Origin of the sequence: Mycolicibacter virginiensis (assembly GCF_022374935.2) — a bacterium.
Lineage (GTDB): Bacteria > Actinomycetota > Actinomycetes > Mycobacteriales > Mycobacteriaceae > Mycobacterium > Mycobacterium virginiense.
Genome location: NZ_CP092430.2, coordinates 1,629,298 through 1,651,573, shown reverse-complemented (window position 1 = coordinate 1,651,573; position 22,276 = coordinate 1,629,298). Strand labels below are relative to the sequence as shown.

Sequence of the window (22,276 nt, the reverse complement as noted above, 5' to 3'; positions counted from 1 at the left end):
CCGCCGAGCTGTGGTTATTCCCGCCTGGCGACAACTGGTCAAGGGTACGTGACCAGCGGCTAAGGGGTCAAACCGGCAGTACGTTAGATCGGTGGCCCGGCCGGCCGGGCCGCCGCACGCCGACGACGTGGACGCTCGACCACCGCAACTGCCACCTCGGGCTCGTCAAAGTCCTCGGCGTCTTCTGCATCGTCGGAGTCGTCTTCATCAGATTCGTCGGATTCATCAGATTCATCGATGACATCCAGGTCGTCGTCGAAGTCTTCGTCGTCGTCATCGTCAAGATCGACTTCGTCGTCGGCGTCTTCGTCTTCGTCGTCGTCGACATCCGCGTCGTCGGCATCCTCATCGACGTCTTCGTCGTCGGCGTCGTCCTCGGTGTCGGCGAGGTCCTCATCGGCCACCTCAGACTCCAGGGACTCCGTGGCCACCTCGTCGGGACCGTCGGCCTCCTCGGCGCCTTCGGCGCCCTGCTCGGCGAGGTTCACCACCAGCTCGTCGCCGTCGGGCGCGGTCTCGTGCTCGTCGTCGGACTCATCGTGTCGGTCGCTGGCCGCAGCCATCGCCTTGAACATCGGGTGGTCACCGGGCGTGTGCACCGGAACCTTGACGACCGCCGGTTCGTCGACCTTCGGCTTCTTCGAGCGCTTGCTGCGGCGGCTGCTGGTGGTGGTGCCGCCGCTGCCGCCCGACTCCGTCTTACGTCCCGGCGCGGCCGAATCCACCGGATCGGCATGCAGCACAATGCCACGCCCCGCACAGTGCTGACACGACGTCGAGAACGCCTCGATCAGCCCGGTGCCCAGGCGTTTGCGGGTCAGCTGCACCAGCCCCAGCGACGTCACCTCCGAAACCTGATGGCGGGTTCGGTCGCGGCCCAGCGCCTCCGTGAGCCGACGCAGCACCAGGTCCCGGTTGGACTCCAGCACCATATCGATGAAGTCGATGACGATGATGCCGCCGATGTCCCGCAGGCGAAGCTGCCGCACGATCTCTTCGGCGGCTTCCAAGTTGTTCTTGGTCACCGTCTCCTCGAGGTTGCCCCCGGAGCCGGTGAACTTGCCGGTGTTGACGTCGACCACCGTCATTGCCTCAGTGCGGTCGATCACCAGCGTGCCGCCCGAGGGCAGCCAGACTTTGCGGTCCAGCGCCTTGGCCAGCTGCTCGTCGATGCGGTGCACGGCGAATACGTCCGGACCGGCCTGGCCGTCCGGGCCCGTCGGCGCGGTGTAGCGGGTCAACTTCGACACCAGCTCGGGGGCCACCGAGCCCACGTAGTCGTTGATCGTGGCCCAGGCGTCATCACCGGAGACCACCAACTCGGAGAAGTCCTCGTTGAACAGGTCGCGGATCACCTTGACCAGCACGTCAGGCTCTTCGTAGAGCGCCACTGCGGCTCCGGCGGCTTTCCCCTTGGTCTCGGCCGCGGTGGCCTCGATCTGGGTCCAGCGTTCCTGGAGGCGTTCGACGTCGGCGCGGATGTCGGATTCCTTGACGCCCTCCGACGCGGTACGGATGATCACGCCGGCGTCGGCGGGAACCACCTCGCGCAGGATCTCCTTGAGCCGCTGACGTTCGGTGTCGGGCAGCTTGCGGCTGATCCCGGTCGACGACGCGCCCGGGACGTAGACCAAGTAGCGACCGGCCAGCGACACCTGCGTGGTCAGCCGGGCGCCCTTGTGTCCGATGGGGTCCTTGCTGACCTGCACGACGACATAGTCGCCGGGTTTGAGCGCCTGTTCGATCTTGCGGTTGGCGCCACCGAGCCCGGCGGCTTCCCAGTTCACCTCACCGGCGTAGAGCACGCCGTTGCGGCCCCGGCCGATGTCGACGAAGGCGGCCTCCATCGACGGCAGGACGTTCTGGACAATGCCCAGGTAGACGTTGCCCACCAGCGAGGTCGATGCGGCAGACGTCACGAAGTGTTCGACCATCACGCCGTCTTCCAGCACGGCGATCTGGGTGTAGCGGGCGCCCTGGTGGGGCGGCTCGGTTCGGACCCGGTCACGGACCACCATCCGGCGTTCGACGGCCTCGCGGCGGGCCAGGAACTCGGCCTCGCTGAGGATCGGCGGGCGGCGGCGCCCGGCGTCGCGCCCGTCGCGCCGGCGCTGCCGTTTGGCCTCCAGCCGTGTCGAACCGGTAATGCCCTGGATCTCGTCGTCGCCGGTGCCGCGGTCGCTCTTGGCGGCTCGGCTGCTCTTGGCGCGCGGGGCCCGCTCATGCACGACGGTGTTGGGCGGGTCGTCCGACGACCCGGTGTCCTCTTCCTCGCCGGACCCGGCCTTGCGCCGACGGCGGCGACGACGGCGACGGTTGCCCGCGTCCTCGGCCGAACCGCCTTCCTCGTCGGCGGCGTCCTCGGCGTCTCCGGCCTCCTCCGATTCCGCGGTGGAGTCGTCGTCCTCGGACTCGTCGTCGGCGTCCTCGGCCGCCGCCCCCTCAGACCCGCGGCCACGGCCACGTCCACGGCGTCCACGGCGACGGCGCCGGTTGGCGGGCCGATCGCCGTTCTCGTCATCGGTGTCGGCGTCGGAACCGCCGAGGTCGTCGTCGCCATAGTCGTCGGAGTCGTCGTCGGAATCGACTTCGACGTCGCGCGGCACCGGGCGCTCGAAGGCGACCGGCTGCGGTGCGACGAACAACGGCATGTAGTCAGCCCGCACGGCGGCCGGCTCCGGTGCCGTCTCCAGCAGCAGCCGGGACTCCGGCTCGTCGGGGACCTCGCCGGTTGCCTCGGCCTCGCCGGCCTCCTGGAACAGTCCGGTGACAGCGGGTTCGGCGGCCGAGTCCAGCAGGTCGCGGACCCGCACCGCCTCGACGCGATCCACGCTGGAGTGGGCGCTGCGCGCCCGGCCGTCCAACTCCGTCAGCGCATCCAGGACCCGCCGGCTGGTGGTGCCCAGAACCCGTGCCAGCGAGTGCACCCGCAGTCGATCGGGCAACTCCTCGTGCTCGCTCGGTGCTGCTGATACCTCTGAATCAGGGCCTTTAAAAAGAGAGGGGTCTGCCACGTACGTCTCCTCAAGCCCCCGGGCGCGTCGTTGCGACGCGGCCACGCGAGGACTTCTCGTTATGGGCCCGGCTCACTTCCCCGGGCTTGTGGTGGTCTCGCTCCGAGGGGCTCGGGTTGAACCGACTCGGTGCCTGGCTGAATGAAAACCGGCGATCGGCGCCGCATCACATATCGCGACCGTCGCACTCGCCGAAGTCTTCATTCGGGTGTCGGAAACCGGTCCGGTGACGTTCACCCGTTAGTCAGTATCCCACACAATCCACAGGAGCCGGACGAAAGGCACTAACTCCGGGGTCAGGCCAGCGTCATGGGATCCGTCGACGCCGACGGCTTCAGGTCGGGGAACCACAGCGCGATCTCACGCTCGGCCGACTCCGGCGAGTCCGAGCCGTGCACCAGGTTGAACTGGGTCTCCAGGCCGAAATCGCCACGGATGGTTCCCGGGGTGGCCTTGGCTACCGGGTCGGTTCCACCGGCGAGCTGCCGGAACGCCTCGATGGCGCGCGGCCCTTCCACCACAGCGGCAACCACGGGACCCGAGGTGATGAAGTCCAGCAGCGAAGCGAAGAACGCCTTGCCGTCGTGCTCGGCGTAGTGCTGCCGGGCCACAGCCTGCTGCACCGGCCGCAGTTCCAGGGCCGCCAACGTCAGGCCCTTCTTCTCGATCCGGTTGATGATCTCGCCCACCAGCCGACGGTTCACGCCGTCCGGCTTGATCAGTACCAAAGTCCGCTCAGTCATGCAGCGCCGCTCCTCATCCATCGCTCCGCCTTGCTTCGTCGCCAGCGGCACGGCGACAGCGTACCGGCCCCGGTCACCGGTTCCGTCACGAGCGTCGCAAGACCACGGCACGGAAATACGCGATCAGTGCCCACACCGCGGTGAACACCAGGCCCATGATGCCCACCCCGGGGTAAATCACGAAGCCGGCCACCAGCACCAGCTGCAGCGCCAGGTTGGCCCAGATCGCCCAGCTGCGGCCCTGGATGCCGGCGAACAGCAGCAGCACCAGTGCCAGGCCGAGCAGATACGCCAGCGAGAACGGTGTCAGACCGCCCCCGACGACGCTGACCACCGGCAGCGCCAGCAGCACCGTGATGGCTTCGAGGATCAGCGTGGCGGCCATCACGCCGCGAAAGCCCCGCCACGGGTCGGGAGCATCTGGCTGGCCGGTCATGCGGGGTCCTTCCCGAACAGAGAGCGAGCCGCACCGGCGGTGACCACCGAGCCGGTGATCACGATGCCGGCCCCTGACGCTTCGCCCTCGGAATCGAATTCGTCGACCAGTGCGGTAGCGGTGTCGATCGCATCTTCAAGCGTCTCGGTGGTGACCACCCGGTCGTCGCCGAACCATCGCGCCGCCGCCAGGGTGAGCGTCTCCACATCCAGTGCACGCGGAGATCCGTTATGGGTCACCACAATTCGGTCGAACGCCGGTTCCAGCGCGGCCAAGATGCCGTCGACGTCCTTGTCGCCAAGCACGCTGACCACACCGACCAGATACCGAAAGTCGAAGTCCTCGGCCAGAGCCTGGGCCAATACGGCGGCGCCGGCCGGGTTGTGCGCGGCGTCGATGAACACCGTGGGCGAGCTGCGCATCCGCTCCAGCCGGCCGGGGCTGCGCACCGCGGCGAATCCCGCCCGAACGGTCTCGACGTCGAGCTGACGCTCGGCCCCGGCGCCGAAGAACGCCTCCACCGCCGCCAGCGCCAGCACCGCGTTGTGGGCCTGGTGTTCGCCGTGCAGCGGCAGAAAAATGTCGGAGTACACCCCGCCCAAACCCTGCAGTTCCAGGACCTGCCCGCCGACCGCGAGTTGGCGGCTAAGCACCGCGAACTCCGAGGTCTCTCGTGCCACCGCGGCGTCGGCACGCACCGACTGCGCCAGCAGCACCTCCATCACCTCGGGCACCTGACGGGCGATCACCGCCACGGTGTCGGTCAGTTCGTCCGACGAGCGGTGAATGATGCCGGCCTTCTCCTCGGCGATCCCGGCGATGTCCTCACCGAGGTAGTCGACGTGGTCGATGCCGATGGGGGTGATGACGGCGACCGGAGCTTCCACGACGTTGGTGGCGTCCCAGCGACCACCCATGCCGACTTCCACGATGGCGACGTCGACGGGGGCGTCGGCGAATGCCGCGAACGCCATCCCGGTGAGCACCTCGAACTTGCTCATGGCCGGTCCCCCGTCTGCCTGCGAGGACGCATCGACCATCTGCACGAAGGGCTCGATCTCGGTGTAAGTCTCCACATAGCGCGCCGGGCTGATCGGCTGGCCGTCGATCGCAATGCGCTCGACCGCCGACTGCAGGTGCGGGCTGGTGGTGCGCCCGGTACGACGGCTGAACGCCGTCAGCAGCGCGTCGATCATCCGCACCACCGACGTCTTGCCGTTGGTGCCGGCCACGTGAATGGACGGGTAACCGCGCTGCGGCGAGCCGAGCAACTCAAGCAGGGCGTTGATGCGGGTCAGGCTGGGTTCGATCTTGGTCTCGCCCCAACGCTGATCAAGTAGGTGCTCGACTTGGAGCAGGGCCGCGATCTCGTCCGGGCTGGGCTCGCCTGCGCCGATCGGATGATCGGTCACGTCAGGCCTGCCAGGCGCGCGGTGATGCGCTCCACTTCGTCGCGGGCCAGCTGTTGGCGGGCCCGGATCTTCTCGACCACCGCCTCAGGCGCCTTGCCCAGGAATTCGTCGTTGCCCAGCTTTGCCGAGGTGGCCTCGAGGTCCTTACGCGCAGTGGCCAGGTCCTTTTCCAAGCGGCGACGCTCCGCGACGACGTCGACGGTGCCGGAGGTGTCCAGTTCGACGACGACCGTTCCGCGAGTAAGCCGCACCTCGACGGTGGCCGACGGCGCGAAGTCCTCCCCCGGCTCGGTCAGCCAGGCCTGGGACGCCACCGCGGCAACCTGGGTGGCCAGGTCGGCGTCGTCGATGCCGGTCAGCCGGGCCGAGACTTTCTGCCGGTCACGCAGGCCCTGGTCGCTGCGGAACCGGCGCACTTCGGTCACCAGCTTCTGCATGTCGGTGATCCGTTGCGCAGCCACCTGGTCCAAGGCGATGCCCGACGGGGCCGGCCAGTCCGCGATCACCAGCGACTCTGCACCGGTGAGCTCCTGCCACAGGGTTTCGGTGACGAACGGGATCACCGGGTGCAACAGCCGCAACAGGGTGTCCAGCACCGCCGCGAGCACGGCCGTGGTGTGCGTCAGCCCCTGCCCCAACTGGGTCTTGGCCAATTCGACGTACCAGTCGCAGAACTCGTCCCAGGCGAAGTGGTACAGCGCCTCGCAGGCCCGCCCGAACTCGTAGCCCTCGAACGCCGAATCCACTTCGGCGCGAACCTCTTCCAGGCGCCCCAGGATCCAGCGGTCGGCGTCGGTCAGCTCCCCGACCGGCGGCAGCGACGCCGGCGATGCGCCGTTCATCAGGGCGAACCGGGTCGCGTTGAACAGCTTGGTGACGAAGTTGCGCGACGCGCGGGCGTGGTCCTCACCGATCGACAGGTCACTGCCGGGGCTCGCTCCGCGGGCCAGGGTGAACCGCAGGGCGTCGGCGCCGAACATCTCCACCCAGTCCAGCGGGTCGATCCCGTTACCGCGGGACTTGCTCATCTTGCGGCCGTGTTCGTCGCGAATCAGGCCGTGCAGGAACACATTGCGGAACGGCACCTTGCCTTCGGGCAGCGCGGCGTCGCCGCCGACGAAGGTCCCGAACATCATCATCCGGGCGACCCAGAAGAACAGGATGTCGTAGCCGGTCACCAAAACGCTTGTCGGATAAAACTTCTCCAGCTCCGGCGTGGCATCCGGCCAGCCCATCGTGGAGAACGGCCACAACGCCGAGGAGAACCAGGTGTCCAGCACGTCGGGGTCCTGCTCCCAGCCCTCCGGCGGGGTCTCGTCCGGGCCGACGCAGACCTTTTCGCCGTTGGGCCCATGCCAGATCGGGATGCGGTGTCCCCACCACAGCTGCCGGGAGATGCACCAGTCGTGCATGTCGTCGACCCAGCCGAACCAGCGCGGCTCCAGGCTCTTCGGGTGGATGACGGTGTCGCCGTCTCGGACCGCGTCACCGGCGGCCTTGGCCAGCGAGGAGACGTCGACCCACCACTGCATGGACAGTCGCGGTTCGATGACCTCGCCGCTGCGCTCGGAATGCCCGACGCTGTGCAGGTAGGGCCGCTTCTCGGCCACGATGCGGCCTTGCGCGGCCAGCGCTTCACGCACCGCGACACGCGCCTCGAACCGGTCCATGCCGTCGAATTGTGTTCCGGTGCCGGTGATCCGGGCGCGTTTATCCAGGATCGTCGGCATGTCCAGCTGGTGGCGCAGACCGATCTCGAAGTCGTTGGGGTCGTGGGCGGGGGTGACTTTGACCGCGCCGGTGCCGAATTCGGGATCGACGTGGGCGTCGGCGACCACGGCGATCTGACGGTCCAAGAACGGGTGCGGCAGTGAGCTGCCCACCAGGTCGCGGTACCGGTCGTCGTCGGGATGCACCGCGATCGCGGTGTCACCGAGCATGGTCTCGAGCCGGGTGGTGGCCACCACGATATGGGGCTGGGTGTCGTCCATTGAGCCGTAGCGGAACGACACCAGCTCGCCCTCGATGTCGTCGTATTTGACCTCGAGATCGCTGATCGCGGTCTCCAGCACCGGCGACCAGTTGACCAGTCGTTCGGCCTGGTAGATCAGCCCGGCGTCGTAGAGCCGCTTGAAGATGGTGCGGACCGCCCGCGACAGGCCCTCGTCCATGGTGAACCGTTCGCGACTCCAGTCCACGCCGTCGCCGAGCCGGCGCATCTGGCCGCCGATGGTGCCGCCGGACTCTCGCTTCCAGTCCCACACCTTCTCGATGAACTGTTCGCGGCCGAAGTCTTCCTTGCTCTTGCCGTCGGCGGCGAGCTGGCGTTCAACCACACTCTGGGTGGCGATGCCGGCGTGGTCCATGCCCGGCAGCCACAACACCTCGTAGCCCTGCATCCGCTTACGCCGGGTCAACACGTCCATCAGGGTGTGGTCGAGCGCGTGCCCCATGTGCAGGCTCCCGGTGACGTTCGGCGGGGGCAGCACGATCGAGTAGCCGGGCTTGTCGCTGGTGGGGTCCGCGGTGAAGTAGCCGGCATCCACCCAACGCTGGTAGATCGCGTCCTCGACCGCACCCGGCTCCCACGACTTGGGCAGGTGATCGGCGTTGGCGGCGTTGGGAGTGTCAGTCACCGCTCAATTCTAGGAATGCGCTCCCGAAAGACGACAAAGCCCCCGAACCTGAGCCGGTTTCTAGGGGTCGTCGCAACACTGCTGGCTAGTTGGCCAGTAGTAGATCACGCAGGCGCTCGGCTGGGGTATCCCAGCCGAGCGTTTTGCGTGGGCGGCTGTTGAGCTCTTGGGCGACGTGTTCGAGGTCTTCGGGTCCGTAGATGCTCAGGTCGGTTCCTTTGGGGAAGTACTGCCGCAGCAGTCCGTTGGTGTTCTCGTTGCTGCCACGCTGCCAGGGGCTGGCCGGATCGCAGAAATAGACGGCCATGTCGGTGGCCATGCTGAACTGCTTGTGCCCGGCCATCTCGGCGCCTTGGTCCCAGGTCAGTGACCCCCGCAGATGTGCCGGCAGGGTGCTCATAGTTGCGATCAGTGCATCGCGCACGGTCTCGGCGTCATGCCCGCCCGGTAGGTGCAGCAGCATCGTGTAGCGCGTCGTTCGCTCGACGAGGGTGCCGATCGCGGTCTGGTTCTTCTCCCCGGTGATCAGATCGCCTTCCCAATGCCCGGGGATCGCACGGTCTTCGACTTCGGCGGGGCGGTCGCTGATCATCACCATCGGGTCGGTGAACCGCTGATAGCGTTCGCCGTCTTTGCGGTGCGGTTTACGTCTCGTTCGTCCGGTCCGAAGTGCTTGCTGCACTTCTCGTTTCAAGCCACCTCGGGCCTGGAAGTAGAGGGCCTGGTAGATCGTTTCGTGGCTCACCCACATGCTCTCGTCGTCGGGATGATCCCGGCGCAGGCGGCGCGAGATCTGCTCCGGTGAGAGCTTGCGCGATAAGCCTTCCTCGACCGCCTCCCGCAGGACCGTGTTCACCACCAGTTTGAACCCCTTGGGCCGCGCCCGGGCCGCCACTGCCACACGATCGGCCTGATACGGCAGGTATCGGCCATCAATGCTGTGTCTGCGGACCTCCCGCGAGACGGTGGAGACGTTCTTGCCGATCCGGTCGGCGATCGCCCGCAGCGAATCCCTCCCGAGCAGGCCCTCGGCGATCGCTACCCGATCCTCGATCGACAGATACCGGCCGTCAATCGCCGGCGGCCCGGTGTCATCGCAGGTCACACTGGTCACAGGCTGTTTGTAGACGGTGCCGTGGTTGTAGTCCACGACCCGGCCATCGGGATAGATCCGCGTGTTGTTGACGTGGCGAATCCCCTGGCGCCAGTCCCGCGCGGTCCGTACGTTCACACCGACCTCACGAGCTGCCTGCGCGGTTGACCAGCCGGCCGCGAGCAGCTCCATGCAACGACGTTTGGCCTCGTCCTTGCCCTTCGGCGGGATCTTCTCGGTGGTGACCAGACCCTCGACGACCAATATTCGACGCGCCACCGAATGCGATACCCGACAGGCTTTTGCCGCCTGATTGATCGAGCCCGTCTTGTCGAATACGGCCACGATGATGTCCCGATCGGCAACCCCACGCTGATCACCACGCTTGCCAGGACCCCGGGCCTGCCCGGCCGGCCGGCCGATGGCCCGCAGAATCGCATAGCACCGGTCACGGGACAGGCCGACCGCGACCGCAGCCTCCTTAACCGGAACCCCAGCATCGACCAACTTCGCTAGCTGGTCACCGAACCGCGCACAGTCCTCCAAAAACGACATGGTCGCCGCAACCTCTCAATCGAGAGTGTTGCGACGACCATGTGAACCCGCCTGGTCGGTTCGGGGGCTCTGCGCTGACGCGCTACTTCTTGCCGAGCAACCCGCCGAGGATGCCGCCGATCGCCTCGCCGGTCTTGCCGCCGAGGGCATTGCCCAGGATGCTGCCCATCGACTGGTTCTTGGCGGCGCCGCCGCCGGCCATGCCGCCCAGGATGCTGCCCAGGACGTCACCGAGACCGCCACCACCGGCGGCCTGCTCCTGGGCCGGCTCGGCCTTCTGGCCGCTCAGTTGCTTGCCGATGTAGGCGAGCACGATCGGCGCAATGATCGGCAGCAGCTTCTGCAGCAGGTCGTTGTTGCCCGCGCCGGCACCCGACAGCGCCGAGGCGACCTGGCTGGTGTCGTTGCCGCCGAAGATGGTGGAGATCACCTGCTGGCCTTCGGACTGGCTGGCGCCCAGCGCGTTGTCCAGCAGTCCCTGGGCTGCGAAGGTGGCAGCGGTGTTGACGATGCTGTTGGCCTGGCCCGGGTCTTGGGCGTTCTCGCTCAAGCCGCCGACCAGCACCGGCACCAGGGTACGAATGGTGCTGTCCACTTCACCCGAGTCAGCGCCGAGCTGGTTGGCGATGTCCTGGATGGGGATCTGAGCGAAAAGATCGTCGAGGCCGGCCATGAGATTCCACCTTCTTCGCTGGGGTGCTGCCAGGGGCAGCGGTCGAAATCGACACTAGCGGAAAGATTCAGCGACCGGCACCCGAACAATCGGCCCCGATCAGCGCAGCCGCGAAACCTCTAGCGTCACTCCCGCCGCAGGCAGTCTGGCCAGCAGCACATCGCCCATCGCGGCCGCCGGGGTGAGCACGCCGAACTGGTCGGGCAATGCGTCGCGGTCCAGCGCCAACGCCAGCGCGCACTCGCCCAACAGCACCGAAGTGGCCTGGTAGCCGGGGTCACCTCGCTGCGCCATGTCCGCCCGGTAGCGGGCGCCGGTGCTGGTGGTCGTGTAGGTCTCGATGCGGTAGTAGCCGTTCTCCCGGCGGCTGCGGCTGGGGCCGGTGCCCGGCTTGGGCAACACCCGCTCGAGCAATCCGGCCGGCACGAGCCCCAAGAGGTGACCGCCGATCCCGAAGGTCAGCTTGCCGATCCCGGTCGCCAATCCAGACAGCACCGGTGCCGCGGCCGACGAGCCGGCGCTCATGTGCTCGGCGTAGCGGAAGCGACGCCCGTAGGCCCAGTCCAGCAGTCCGTTGCTGCGCCGCACGATGCGGGTGTTGACGGGCGCCATGGCGAAGCCGGCGGTCCAGATTCCGTCCAGTTCTGGCGCGATGTCCCGACCCCGCCGCCACAACAGGTCCGGCTCGGGGCCCAATCGGGGCTCGGCGGACCGATCGGAGCTGAGCGTGTGGGGATCATTCAGCAGGCGTCGGGCCGCCGGGTCGTTGGCCGCGGCGCTGAGGACCTCGACCATCGAGGCCAGCGTGCCTCCGGAGATCCCGGCGGAGAAACCTCGCACCACGTAGTCGGTGTCGAGCAGGTCGCCGGTGCCGTCGTCGCGGGCCGCCCGGTACAGGGCATAGACGCTCATATCCGACGGAAGTGAGTCGAAGCCGCAGGCGTGCACGATGCGCGCGCCGTTGCCGGCGGCCTGCTTGTGGTGGCGATCGATGCTCTCCCGCACGAACAGCGCCTCGCCGGTGAGGTCGGCGTAATCGGTGCCCGCCGCAGCACAGGCCGCAACCAAGGGCATTCCATAGCGGGTGTAGGGGCCGACGGTGGTGATCACCACCCGGGTGCGGGCCGCCATCGCCTCCAGGGTCGCCGGTTTGTCGGCATCGGCCACCACGATCGGCCAGTCTTGGGCGGGCGATCCGAGGTGGTCGCGAACCTCGCGCAACCGTTCCGCCGAGCGGCCCGCCAACCCGATCCGGGCGGCGCCGCCGGCGCGGGCCAGGTATTGGGCGGTCAGCTTCCCGGCGAAACCGGTAGCTCCATAGAGGATGATGTCGAGCTCACGAGGCGTGTCAGGCACACGCCCGACGCTACTCGCCGGCCGGGGTCCGTTCCGACGCCGACGGCGCCGGGCTGCTCGCCCGGCGCCGTCGTCGCTAGCGCTAGCGGGATGGTCAGCCGCGACGGCCGCACACCGGCCAGGCACCGATGCCCTGGCTGCGCAGAACGTTCTCGGCAACCCGGATCTGCTCGGCCCGGCTGGCGTTGTGCGGCATGCCGCTGCCACCGTTGGCGCGCCAGGTGCCGGCGTTGAACTGCAGTCCGCCGTAGTAGCCGTTGCCGGTGTTAATCGACCAGTTGCCGCCCGACTCGCAGGCCGCGATGGCGTCCCAGTTGACGCTGTCCGCCTTGGCGGTGGCGTCGGACAGGGCGACCGCGCCGGTGATCATGGCACCGGCGATCGCGGCCAGGGTGAGGGGCTTGCGGACGTTCTTCAACATCGTTCCTTTCGCAGTGCGCGCGCCGAAGTGCAAGTGGGCTGGCATGCCTGAGCCCCAGGCGGAAGTGGTTTTCGAGACGTGCCGTCTAGGTCAGGCACGACAGCGGGGGCAGTGCGCCCGCCGGGATGACACCCGGCACCGCGGCGGCGTTCGAGGGGCCGCCCGCGGCCCCGCTCACACGCGGTTCCGTCGATTCAATTTGTTTGCCTCGCATTAGGGCGAGGGAAACTTACGAAACGTTCATGCGACAAGTCCAACCGCATGTCGCGAATATTTCGGACAGATAACGAAACCATCACACCGCCGCCGAGAATGGTTACAGCAGGTCAGCACCGGCTTTAGGTGTTCCGTCAACGCGGCGGAGCGCCGCGGCGAGCGTGAGTCAGATCACGGGTTTTTTGTGGGCTGGACCACTGGAAATGAGCGGATTTGAGGTCGACCGATCCTCCGCGGCCCCAAAAGTCGCTCGCTGCAGGGGCATCAACAGCATCATCTGCCTCACTTGTCGCAGGTCATGGAACTGGAGCCGACCGAAGCGTGTCAAGCAGGCGAAAGAACCGCGGCCATCGAACCGGCGAGTTACTCGACCAGGAGAAATCGACGCCGCGATCCGGCTCGACCCAACGTCCGACACGTATCGAGGCCCAAATCAATTGCCTTGCGCCACAAGCGTTTCCGGAACCCCAAGACAGGTCAGCCGGAACACCGATTTGCCATCACGCCAATATTATTTGCATCTCGCGCAGATAAGAAGATGGTTTATCTCGTTATTCATGAACCGACGGAATAGCGTTTTTGCTGAGCCCAAAATCTAATTTGCTGCTGTAGGACTCACCGCAGGCCTGCGACGTCGTCCGGGGAGTTGAGATTGGCCAGCGGGGACGCGTCGGCCAGCACGATCCGCCGGACGTCGGCCACGTCGATCAACGCGCCCACCCGGCGTTCCCCGGAGGCGACCAAGGCATCGACGGTGTCGGCGAGGGCGGTGCGATACGTCCCGGCCAGATAGTGGTCGCGATCCGCGTGCGGCAGCACGACGTCGGCCAGCGGAGAAGTCAGCGCGTCGATCAAATCCGTTGTCAGAAAAGGCATGTCGACCGCGCAGACGAAGGCGCGTGGGGCGCCGGCCTGTGCCGCCGCATGCAGCCCCAGCCCGATTGCGGGCAACGGACCCAGCCCGGGCACTTCGTCGTGCAATACCTGCGCAGCGAGCTCCGGCAGCACCTGGCCCTGGGCGGCAACCACGAAGACGGGATCGCAGCGCAGCGCCAGCAGCGAGACCTGATGTTCCACCAGGGTGAGACCGGCGAACCTGCCCGGCAGGGTCAGAGTGGCCTTATCGCGGCCCATCCGGCGCGAAGCGCCGCCGGCCAGCACGACACCGGCCAACCGACCGGCAGTCATGACGTCAGTCGACAGTCCAGGTGTCGCGACCACGCAGCAGCGCCTGGAGTGCGGCGGTGTCGTTGGCGGTCGACTGCCGAGCCTCGGCGACCTGCGCGCGAGCCAGGTCGTCGTAGGTGGGCTTGCTGACCTTGCGGAAAATGCCCATCGGGAAGTGCGACAGGTCCTGCTCCGAGAGCCGCGACAGCGCGAAGGCGTACGAGGAGTCGGCCTGGGTGGCGTCGTGCACCACGATCTGGTCGGCCGAGACGTCGGCGGTCTTGGCGACTTCGAGCCCGAAACCGGACTTGATGACGCAGTACTCCCCCTCGGCACCGAACACGATGCGCTCGCCGTGCCGGACATTGATGATGCGGCTTTCCGCACCTTCCTTGCGCAGCAGGTCGAAGGAGCCGTCATTGAACACCGGGCAGTCCTGCAGGATCTCCACCAGCGCCGAGCCACGGTGCTCCATCGCACCTTGCAGGACCTCGGTGAGGCCCTTGCGGTCGGAGTCCAGGGCACGCCCAACGAAGGTGGCCTCGGCTCCGAGGGCCAGCGAGATCGGGTTGAACGGGTTGTCCAGCGAACCGTAGGGCGTCGACTTGGTGACCTTGCCGGTCTCCGACGTCGGCGAGTACTGGCCCTTGGTCAGGCCGTAGATCCGGTTGTTGAACAGCAGGATGGTGATGTTGACGTTGCGTCGCAGCGTGTGGATCAGGTGGTTGCCGCCGATCGACAGCGCGTCGCCGTCACCGGTGATCAGGAAGACCTTCAGGTCTTCGCGGGCGGTCGCCAGCCCGGTGGCGAACGTCGGGCCACGGCCGTGGATCGAGTGCACGCCGTAGGTGTTCATGTAGTACGGGAAGCGGCTCGAGCAGCCGATCCCGCTGATGAACACCACGTTCTCCCGCCGCACCCCCAGCTCGGGCAGGAAGTTGCGGACGGAGTTGAGGATGGCGTAGTCGCCACAACCCGGGCACCAGCGCACCTCCTGGTCGGAGGTGAAGTCCTTGGACTTCTGCGGCTCGTCGGTGGTGGGGACCCCGCTCAGCGCGGTCAGTCCCAGATCGGTTCCGACGAGCGAGCCGACAGCTTCGGTGGTGGTCATGAATTCGCTCCTGCTGTACCCACAATGGTGACCGCCGCGGCCCTGGCCAGCGACGCCTTCTCGTTCTCCCGGTCGGCCAGCGTGCCGGCCAGCGCGTCGTCGATGATCCCCTCGACCTCGTCGGCCAGGAATGCCTGGCCGGTCACCTTGGTCACCGACTGGATGTCGACCAGGTAGCGGCCCCGCAGCAGCAGCGCCAACTGGCCCAGGTTCATCTCCGGCAGCACCACCTTGGGGTAGCGCCGCAGCACCTCACCCAGGTTGGCCGGCAGCGGGTTGAGGTTGCGCAGGTGCGCCTGCGCGACCTTGACACCGCCACGCCGGACCCGCCGGCAGGCCTCGGCGATCGGACCGTAGGAACTGCCCCAGCCCAGCATCAGCAGCTCGGCGTCCCCGGACGGGTCGTCGACGACCAGGTCCGGAACCTTGATGCCGTCGATCTTGGCCTGCCGCAGCCGAACCATCAGGTCGTGGTTGGCCGGCTCGTAGGAGATCGCCCCGGAGCCGTTGGCCTTCTCCAGGCCACCGATCCGGTGCTCCAGGCCCGGGGTGCCGGGGATGGCGAACTGGCGGGCCAGGGTCTCCGGGTCGCGTGCGTACGGCGCGAAGTCCTCGCCGGCCTTAGCCAGGTTTTGGTCGATGGGCGCCATCGCGGCAACATCCGGGATACGCCACGGCTCCGAACCATTGGCGATCGCGCCGTCGGAGAGCAGCACCACCGGGGTGCGGTAGGTCACCGCGATCCGGACGGCCTCGATGGCCGCGTCGAAGCAGTCCGACGGCGTGCACGGCGCCACAACCGCCACCGGCGACTCACCGTTGCGTCCGTAGAGCGCCTGCATCAGGTCGGCCTGCTCGGTCTTGGTGGGCAGGCCGGTGGACGGACCGCCGCGCTGGACGTTGATCAGCAGCAGCGGCAGCTCGGTCATCACGGCCAGGCCCAGCGCCTCGGCCTTGAGCGCCAAGCCGGGACCGGAGGTGCTCGTGACACCCAGCGCACCGCCGTAGGAGGCGCCGATCGCGGCACCGATGCCGGCGATCTCGTCCTCGGCCTGGAAGGTCAGCACGTTGAAGTTCTTGTACTTCGACAGCTCGTGCAGGATGTCCGAAGCCGGGGTGATCGGGTAGGTCCCCAGCACCACCTGGGTGTCGGCCAGCTGGCCGGCGACGATCACGCCGTAGGCCATTGCGGTGTTGCCCGAGATCTGGCGGTACTCGCCCGCCGGCAGCTTGGCCGGGGCGATCTCGTAGGTGGTACCGAACGCCTCGGTGGTCTCGCCGTAGTTCCAGCCCGCCTTCAGTGCCAGGACGTTGGCGTCGGCCACGTCAGGCTTCTTGGCGAACTTCTCCTTGATGAAGCGCTCGCTGCTCTCCAGCTCCCGGCCGTACATCCAGGACAGCAGGCCGAGGGCGAACATGTTCTTGGCCCGGGCGCCGTCCTTCTTGGTAGCGCCGATCGCCTCGACCGCCCCCAGGGTCAGGGAGGTCATCGCGACCGGGACCACGACGTAGTCCGAGAGTTCCTCGGTCTCCAGCGGGTTGGTCTCGTAGCCGATCTTGGCCAGGTTGCGCTTGGTGAACTCGTCGGAGTTGACGATCACCATGCCGCCGCGCGGCAGGTCGCCGATGTTGGCCTTCAGCGCCGCCGGGTTCATCGCCACCAACACGTCGGGGCGGTCACCGGCGGTGAGGATGTCGAAGTCGGCGATCTGGATCTGGAACGACGACACACCGGGCAGGGTGCCCTGAGGTGCGCGGATCTCGGCCGGGTAGTTCGGCTGAGTAGCCAGGTCGTTGCCGAACAGGGCCGCTTCAGAGGTGAAACGATCGCCGGTGAGCTGCATGCCGTCGCCGGAGTCACCGGCGAAACGGATGACGACTTTCTCGAGTTTTTGGCGACCGGGTGCCGACCCGACTCCGTTACCACTCGGCCCCACGGCCCCGCCTTCCATCACTGTCCACCCGGGCCCGCGCAGCACGGCTGGCGCACCCACAAGTTTTTCTGTCACTGGCAGTACCGATTATTGCACCGCTCTTATAGACCATACGACGCCACACCGTGTCGAAATTCGGGTTACTCAGTGTTAAATGTCGATGTCACACCGGGGTTCGAGGTCAACTTGAGCCGGAAATGTGGTTTTCATCACGTTCACCCGCGCGCCAACTCTAAGAGAAGTTCGGTACTGGCGAGTAACTTTGCGCGGCGACGAGCGCCGCCCCGGATCAGGCGCTCTTGTCGCGACGCTCGCCGCGGGACGCCTTGCGCGGCACGATGGTCGGCAACACGTTGTCCTGCACCGTTTCCTTGGTCACGACGACCTTGGCGACGTCGTTGCGGCTCGGGATGTCGTACATGACCGGCAGCAGGACTTCTTCCATGATCGCCCGCAGACCGCGCGCACCGGTGCCACGGTGGATCGCCTGATCCGCGATGGCCTCCAGCGCGTCCTGGCTGAACTCCAGCTCCACCCCGTCCATCTCGAACAGCCGGGTGTACTGCTTGACGAGCGCGTTCTTAGGCTCCGACAGGATCTTGACCAACGACTCCATGTCGAGGTTGGTCACCGAGGCCACCACCGGCAACCGGCCGATGAACTCGGGGATCAGACCGAACTTGATCAGGTCCTCGGGCATGACCTCGGCGAAGTGGTCGGTGGTGTCGATCTCGGCCTTGGACCGGACTTCGGCGCCAAAACCCAAGCCCCGCTTGCCAACCCGATCCGAGACGATCTTCTCCAACCCGGCGAACGCACCGGCGACGATGAACAACACGTTGGTGGTGTCGATCTGGATGAATTCCTGGTGCGGGTGCTTGCGGCCGCCCTGCGGCGGAACCGAGGCCTGAGTGCCCTCCAGGATCTTCAGCAGTGCCTGTTGCACGCCCTCGCCGGAGACGTCGCGGGTGATCGACGGGTTCTCGCTCTTGCGGGCGATCTTGTCGACCTCGTCGATGTAGACGATGCCGGTCTCGGCGCGCTTGACGTCATAGTCGGCCGCTTGAATCAGCTTGAGCAGAATGTTCTCGACGTCCTCACCCACGTAGCCCGCTTCGGTGAGCGCGGTGGCGTCGGCGATCGCGAACGGCACGTTGAGCATCTTGGCCAGGGTCTGGGCCAGGTAGGTCTTGCCGCAGCCAGTGGGCCCGAGCATCAAGATGTTGGACTTGGTCAGCTCAACCGGCTCACCGGAACGCGAGTCCCGGCTCTTCTCGCCGGCCTGGATGCGCTTGTAGTGGTTGTAGACGGCCACCGCGAGCGTGCGCTTGGCCGTGTCCTGGCCGATGACGTAGCCCTCCAGGAACTCCCGGATCTCCGCAGGCTTGGGCAGTTCATCGAGCTTCACGTCGTCGGCGTCGGCCAACTCCTCTTCGATGATCTCGTTGCACAGGTCGATGCACTCATCGCAGATGTAGACGCCCGGACCTGCGATGAGCTTCTTGACCTGCTTCTGGCTCTTGCCACAGAACGAACACTTCAGCAGGTCCCCGCCGTCTCCAATGCGCGCCATAGTGCGTTAGGACCTACTTCCTGTTCGCCGTCTGTCGTCGGGGGCCGGTGTCTGCTCCGACGCTACCCGTTCATTCCGGTGCGAGGCGACCGATAAGGCCGAATCGCGTCGTTGGTATTCATCACGGGCTCCGTCTGCCTGCTCCACGAAGATATAGCCCAAGGCGCCGCAGCCGGCGTGTGACGCGCTGGCGTGGCGTGAGCGTTTCGGGGGCGTTACCCGACTGTGCGACGGGCGGAGCCTTTCCAGCTCTAGAGTGGCAAACGTGGGGTTCGCCGTGCCCGACGATACCGTGCTCGTCGCCGATGGGGGGCTGGCGACGGAACTGGAAGCCCGCGGGGCCGACCTCTCCGACCCGCTGTGGTCTGCCCGGTTGCTCATTGAGGCGCCCCAAGACATTGCGGCCGTGCACGCGGCCTTCTTCGCCGCCGGCGCGCAGATCGCGACCACCGCCAGCTACCAGGCAAGCTTCGAGGGGTTCGCCGCCCGCGGGATCGACCGCCAGGCGGCCGCCGGGTTGTTGCGCCGCAGTGTGGACCTGGCCCGCCAAGCCGCCGGCGGCGCGCCTGAGCGTTGGGTTGCCGCCTCGGTCGGCCCCTACGGCGCCGCCCGCGCCGACGGCTCGGAATACCGCGGCCGGTACGGACTTTCGGTCGCACAGCTGGCGGCGTGGCACCGGCCTCGGTTGGAGGTCCTGGCCGACGCCGGCGCCGATCTGCTCGCATTGGAGACGGTGCCGGACCTCGATGAGGCGGCGGCCCTGGTGGGTCTGGTCCAAGCTGCCCATGTGCCGGCGTGGCTCAGTTACACGATCGACGGCGGGGAAACCCGCGCCGGACAGCCGCTCGCGGAGGCGTTCGCGGTGGCCGCCGGGGTGCCACAGATCGTCGCGGTGGGAGTCAACTGCTGCGCCCCGGGCGACGTACTGGCGGCGATCGAGATCGCCCGCGAAGTCACCGGTAAGCCGGTGATCGTCTACCCCAACAGCGGGGAGCAATGGCGAGCCGGGCGTTGGGTGGGGCCCAAGACGTTTGCGGCGGCGTTGGCAAAGCAGTGGGTGGCCGCCGGAGCACGCATTGTGGGCGGCTGCTGCCGGATTCGCCCCGCCGACATCCGCGCGATTACCGCCGTTGACTCTGCGTCCACCAGACAGAAGTTCGAGTAACCCGCCTGGTGGACGCAGAGTCAAAGCAAGATCAGGCGGTTTGCGCCGACAGCTTGCGGTATTCCAGCACGGTGTCGATGATCCCGTACTCCTTGGCCTCGGCCGCGGTGAGGATCTTGTCGCGGTCGGTGTCCTTGCGGACCTGCTCGGCGTCCTTACCGGTGTGGCGGGCCAGGGTGGACTCCATCAGGGTCCGCATCCGCTCGATCTCGGCGGCCTGGATCTCCAGGTCCGAGAACTGGCCCTGGATCACTCCGGACAGCGACGGCTGGTGGATCAGCACCCGGGCGTTGGGCAGCGCCATCCGCTTGCCGGGCGTGCCCGCCGCCAGCAGCACCGCCGCAGCCGACGCGGCCTGACCCAGGCATACGGTCTGGATGTCGGCCCGCACGTACTGCATGGTGTCGTAGATCGCCATCAGCGAGGTGAACGAACCACCCGGGGAGTTGATGTACATGGTGATGTCGCGGTCGGGGTCCAACGACTCCAGCACCAGCAACTGGGCCATGATGTCGTTAGCCGAGGCGTCGTCGACCTGCACGCCGAGGAAGATGATGCGCTCCTCGAACAGCTTGTTGTACGGGTTCGATTCCTTGACGCCCCAGCTGGAGTGCTCCACGAACGACGGCAGGATGTAGCGCGCCTGCGGTGCGATGGCTCGCAAGGTTTCGGGGTTCATGATGCGGCTCCGTTGACGTGGGCGCTGGTGATGATGTGATCGACGAAGCCGTATTCCAGGGCTTCCTGGGCAGTGAACCAGCGGTCGCGGTCGGAGTCGGCCTCGATGCGCTCGATGGACTGCCCGGTGAACTCGGCGTTGAGCCGGAACATCTCCTTCTTGATGACCGCGAACTGCTCGGCCTGGATGGCGATGTCGGCGGCGCTACCGGTCACCCCGCCCAACGGCTGGTGCATCAGGATCCGAGCGTGCGGCAGGGCGTAGCGCTTGCCCTTGGTGCCCGCCGCGAGCAGGAACTCGCCCATCGAGGCGGCCATGCCCATCGCGTAGGTGGCGACGTCACACGGCGCCAGGACCATGGTGTCGTAGATCGCCATCCCCGCGCTGATCGAACCGCCCGGGGAGTTGATGTAGAGCGAGATGTCCCTGGTCGGGTCCTCGGCCGCCAACAGCAGGATCTGAGCGCACAGCCGGTTGGCGATGTCGTCGTCCACCTGCGACCCCAGGAAGATGATGCGTTCTCGCAGTAGGCGCTCGTATACCGAGTCGACGAGATTCAGTCCGGGCTGGCTCACAGTGGGATACCTGCTTTCTCGAGATTCATATGCACCGACCCTAACCAACCGGGACGGCTCAGGGCGGTCCGAACCGGCTTCGTTCGCTTACAGCGTCACTCGTCGGATGCGGCCTCGGCCTCAACTGCCTCGTCGGCTTCCTCGGCGGCGGCCAACGCCGCGGCGGCTTCGTCCGCCTCAGCTGAATCGTCGCTGCCGAAGAACTCAGCAGTGTCGATCTCGTTGCCCGCGGTGTCGCTGACCGCAGCCGCACGCACCGCCGCTGCCAGCGCCATGCCGCGACGCACGTCGGCGAAGACCGCCGGCAGCTGGTTGTTCTGCTGCAGGAACTGCACCAGCTGCTGTGGCGGGATGCCGTACTGGCGTGCCATCAGCACCAGATGCTGGGTGAGGTCGTTCTGGCCCACCTGGATCTCCAGCTTGTCGCCGAGCGCGTCGAGCAGCAGCTGGGTCTTCACCGACTTCTCGGCCTCGCTGCGGGTCTCGGCGTCGAACTCGGCGCGCGAGGAGCCCTTCTCGGCCAGCGACTCGGCGAACTTGTTCTCGTCGTGGTCCAGACCGTGCAGCGCGTTGTGCAGGGCGTTGTCGATGTGCGCCTGCACCACGGCCTCGGGCAGTGGCATCTCGACCTGCTCGACCAAGGTCTCCAGCGTCGCCTCGCGGACCTTCTCGGCCTGCTGGATGCGCTTGGTCCGGCTCACCTGCTCGGTGAGGTTCTCCCGCAGTTCGCCGATGGTGTCGTACTCGCTGGCTAGCTGCGCGAACTCGTCGTCGGCCTCCGGCAGCTCGCGCTCCTTGACCGACTGAACCGTGACGGTGACCTCAGCGTCCTTGCCGGCCTGCGGGCCGGCCGCCAGCTTGGTGGTGAAGGACTTGCTCTCACCGGCCGACAGTCCCACGATGGCGTCGTCGAGGCCCTCGATGAGCTGACCCGATCCGACCTCGTGCGACAGCCCCTCGGTGGCAGCGCCTTCAACCGGCTCGCCGTCGATGGTGGCGTCCAGGTCGATGGAGACGAAGTCGCCCTTGGCGGCCGGGCGCTCGACACCGGTCAGGGTGCCGAACCGGGCGCGCAGCGAGTCGAGCTCGGCGTCGACCTCGTCGTCGTTGACCTCGATGGGGTCCACGGTGATCTTGAGCTGCTCGAGGTCGGGCAGGGTGATGTCCGGTCGCACGTCGACCTCGGCGGTGAAGGTGATGTTCTCACCGTCGTCGAGCTTGGTGACCTCGATGTCGGGCTGACCCAGCGGCTTGAGGTCCGAGCTCGTCACGGCTTCGCTGTAACGACTCGGCAGCGCCTCGTTGACCACCTGCTGCAACACCGCGGCACGACCGAAACGAGCCTCGATGAGCTTGGCCGGAGCCTTGCCCGGCCGGAAGCCCGGCATCCGCACCTGCTGCGCCAGCTGCTTGTAGGTCCGCTCGAAGTCCGGCTGAAGCTCGGTGAACGGCACCTCAACGTTGATGCGAACCCGGGTCGGGGTCAGCTGCTCGACGGTGCTCTTCACGGGTGTACT

The 22,276-nt window shown here is 67.0% G+C and carries 17 protein-coding genes; 1 reads left to right on the top strand and 16 read right to left on the bottom strand.

Translation table 11 applies throughout. The features are described from left to right. Positions 1–83: 83 nt before the first annotated feature. The 13 genes from rne to clpX all read right to left on the bottom strand — a co-directional run bounded on the left by rne (position 84) and on the right by clpX (position 18,340). Positions 84–3,014, bottom strand: a complete 2,931-nt coding sequence (gene rne / locus MJO54_RS08085; protein WP_105295504.1) for a ribonuclease E — start codon at positions 3,012–3,014, stop codon at positions 84–86. A 296-nt stretch (positions 3,015–3,310) separates the two neighbouring features. Next, positions 3,311–3,757: a nucleoside-diphosphate kinase gene (gene ndk, locus MJO54_RS08080; RefSeq protein WP_046286666.1), complete on the bottom strand. Its 447-nt coding sequence runs from the start codon at positions 3,755–3,757 to the stop codon at positions 3,311–3,313. An 85-nt stretch (positions 3,758–3,842) separates the two neighbouring features. Then, positions 3,843–4,193, bottom strand: a complete 351-nt coding sequence (locus tag MJO54_RS08075) for a DUF4233 domain-containing protein (RefSeq protein WP_046286663.1) — start codon at positions 4,191–4,193, stop codon at positions 3,843–3,845. After that, the gene (gene folC / locus MJO54_RS08070) at positions 4,190–5,605 is read right to left on the bottom strand and encodes a bifunctional tetrahydrofolate synthase/dihydrofolate synthase (protein ID WP_192830655.1); all 1,416 of its coding nucleotides are present in this window, start codon (positions 5,603–5,605) and stop codon (positions 4,190–4,192) included. The genes MJO54_RS08075 and folC overlap by 4 nt, the downstream gene beginning before the upstream one ends. Beyond that, complete coding sequence (locus MJO54_RS08065) at positions 5,602–8,241, bottom strand: valine--tRNA ligase (RefSeq protein ID WP_046286664.1); 2,640 nt, start codon at positions 8,239–8,241, stop codon at positions 5,602–5,604. Before MJO54_RS08065 ends, folC begins: the two co-directional genes overlap by 4 nt. Before the next feature lie 85 nt (positions 8,242–8,326). Next, complete coding sequence (locus MJO54_RS08060; protein WP_240175953.1) at positions 8,327–9,526, bottom strand: IS30 family transposase; 1,200 nt, start codon at positions 9,524–9,526, stop codon at positions 8,327–8,329. Positions 9,527–9,971: 445 nt separating this feature from the next. Continuing rightward, positions 9,972–10,562 (bottom strand): DUF937 domain-containing protein, encoded by a 591-nt coding sequence (locus tag MJO54_RS08055; RefSeq protein ID WP_064888925.1) that lies wholly within the window; start codon positions 10,560–10,562, stop codon positions 9,972–9,974. Between the two features lie 99 nt (positions 10,563–10,661). Next, positions 10,662–11,918 carry a saccharopine dehydrogenase family protein gene (locus tag MJO54_RS08050; RefSeq protein WP_240175781.1) on the bottom strand — a complete coding sequence of 419 codons (1,257 nt, stop codon included), beginning with the start codon at positions 11,916–11,918 and terminating at the stop codon, positions 10,662–10,664. 94 nt (positions 11,919–12,012) lie between these two features. Then, positions 12,013–12,336, bottom strand: coding sequence for a transglycosylase family protein (locus tag MJO54_RS08045; protein ID WP_207543238.1), 324 nt, complete (start codon positions 12,334–12,336; stop codon positions 12,013–12,015). Positions 12,337–13,170: 834 nt separating this feature from the next. Then, the gene (gene mobA, locus MJO54_RS08040; protein WP_065152206.1) at positions 13,171–13,743 is read right to left on the bottom strand and encodes a molybdenum cofactor guanylyltransferase; all 573 of its coding nucleotides are present in this window, start codon (positions 13,741–13,743) and stop codon (positions 13,171–13,173) included. A 4-nt stretch (positions 13,744–13,747) separates the two neighbouring features. Beyond that, on the bottom strand, positions 13,748–14,833 hold the full coding sequence (locus MJO54_RS08035) for a 2-oxoacid:ferredoxin oxidoreductase subunit beta (RefSeq protein ID WP_046284357.1): 1,086 nt from the start codon (positions 14,831–14,833) through the stop codon (positions 13,748–13,750). Beyond that, positions 14,830–16,785, bottom strand: coding sequence for a 2-oxoacid:acceptor oxidoreductase subunit alpha (locus tag MJO54_RS08030; RefSeq protein WP_192830583.1), 1,956 nt, complete (start codon positions 16,783–16,785; stop codon positions 14,830–14,832). The genes MJO54_RS08035 and MJO54_RS08030 overlap by 4 nt, the downstream gene beginning before the upstream one ends. A gap of 271 nt (positions 16,786–17,056) precedes the next feature. After that, positions 17,057–18,340: an ATP-dependent Clp protease ATP-binding subunit ClpX gene (gene clpX, locus MJO54_RS08025; protein ID WP_046187626.1), complete on the bottom strand. Its 1,284-nt coding sequence runs from the start codon at positions 18,338–18,340 to the stop codon at positions 17,057–17,059. A gap of 265 nt (positions 18,341–18,605) precedes the next feature. Between clpX and mmuM the strand changes: the two genes are divergently transcribed. Then, on the top strand, positions 18,606–19,505 hold the full coding sequence (mmuM, locus tag MJO54_RS08020; protein ID WP_240175780.1) for a homocysteine S-methyltransferase: 900 nt from the start codon (positions 18,606–18,608) through the stop codon (positions 19,503–19,505). A gap of 31 nt (positions 19,506–19,536) precedes the next feature. Here mmuM and clpP2 read toward each other — a convergent pair whose 3' ends face one another. The 3 genes from clpP2 to tig all read right to left on the bottom strand — a co-directional run bounded on the left by clpP2 (position 19,537) and on the right by tig (position 22,267). Continuing rightward, a complete protein-coding gene (gene clpP2 / locus MJO54_RS08015; RefSeq protein WP_046284355.1) occupies positions 19,537–20,184 on the bottom strand; it encodes an ATP-dependent CLP protease proteolytic subunit ClpP2 in 648 nt (215 codons plus the stop codon). Beyond that, a complete protein-coding gene (locus MJO54_RS08010; protein ID WP_240175779.1) occupies positions 20,181–20,759 on the bottom strand; it encodes an ATP-dependent Clp protease proteolytic subunit in 579 nt (192 codons plus the stop codon). The genes clpP2 and MJO54_RS08010 overlap by 4 nt, the downstream gene beginning before the upstream one ends. A gap of 95 nt (positions 20,760–20,854) precedes the next feature. Beyond that, positions 20,855–22,267 (bottom strand): trigger factor, encoded by a 1,413-nt coding sequence (tig, locus tag MJO54_RS08005; RefSeq protein ID WP_240175778.1) that lies wholly within the window; start codon positions 22,265–22,267, stop codon positions 20,855–20,857. Positions 22,268–22,276 lie beyond the last annotated feature (9 nt).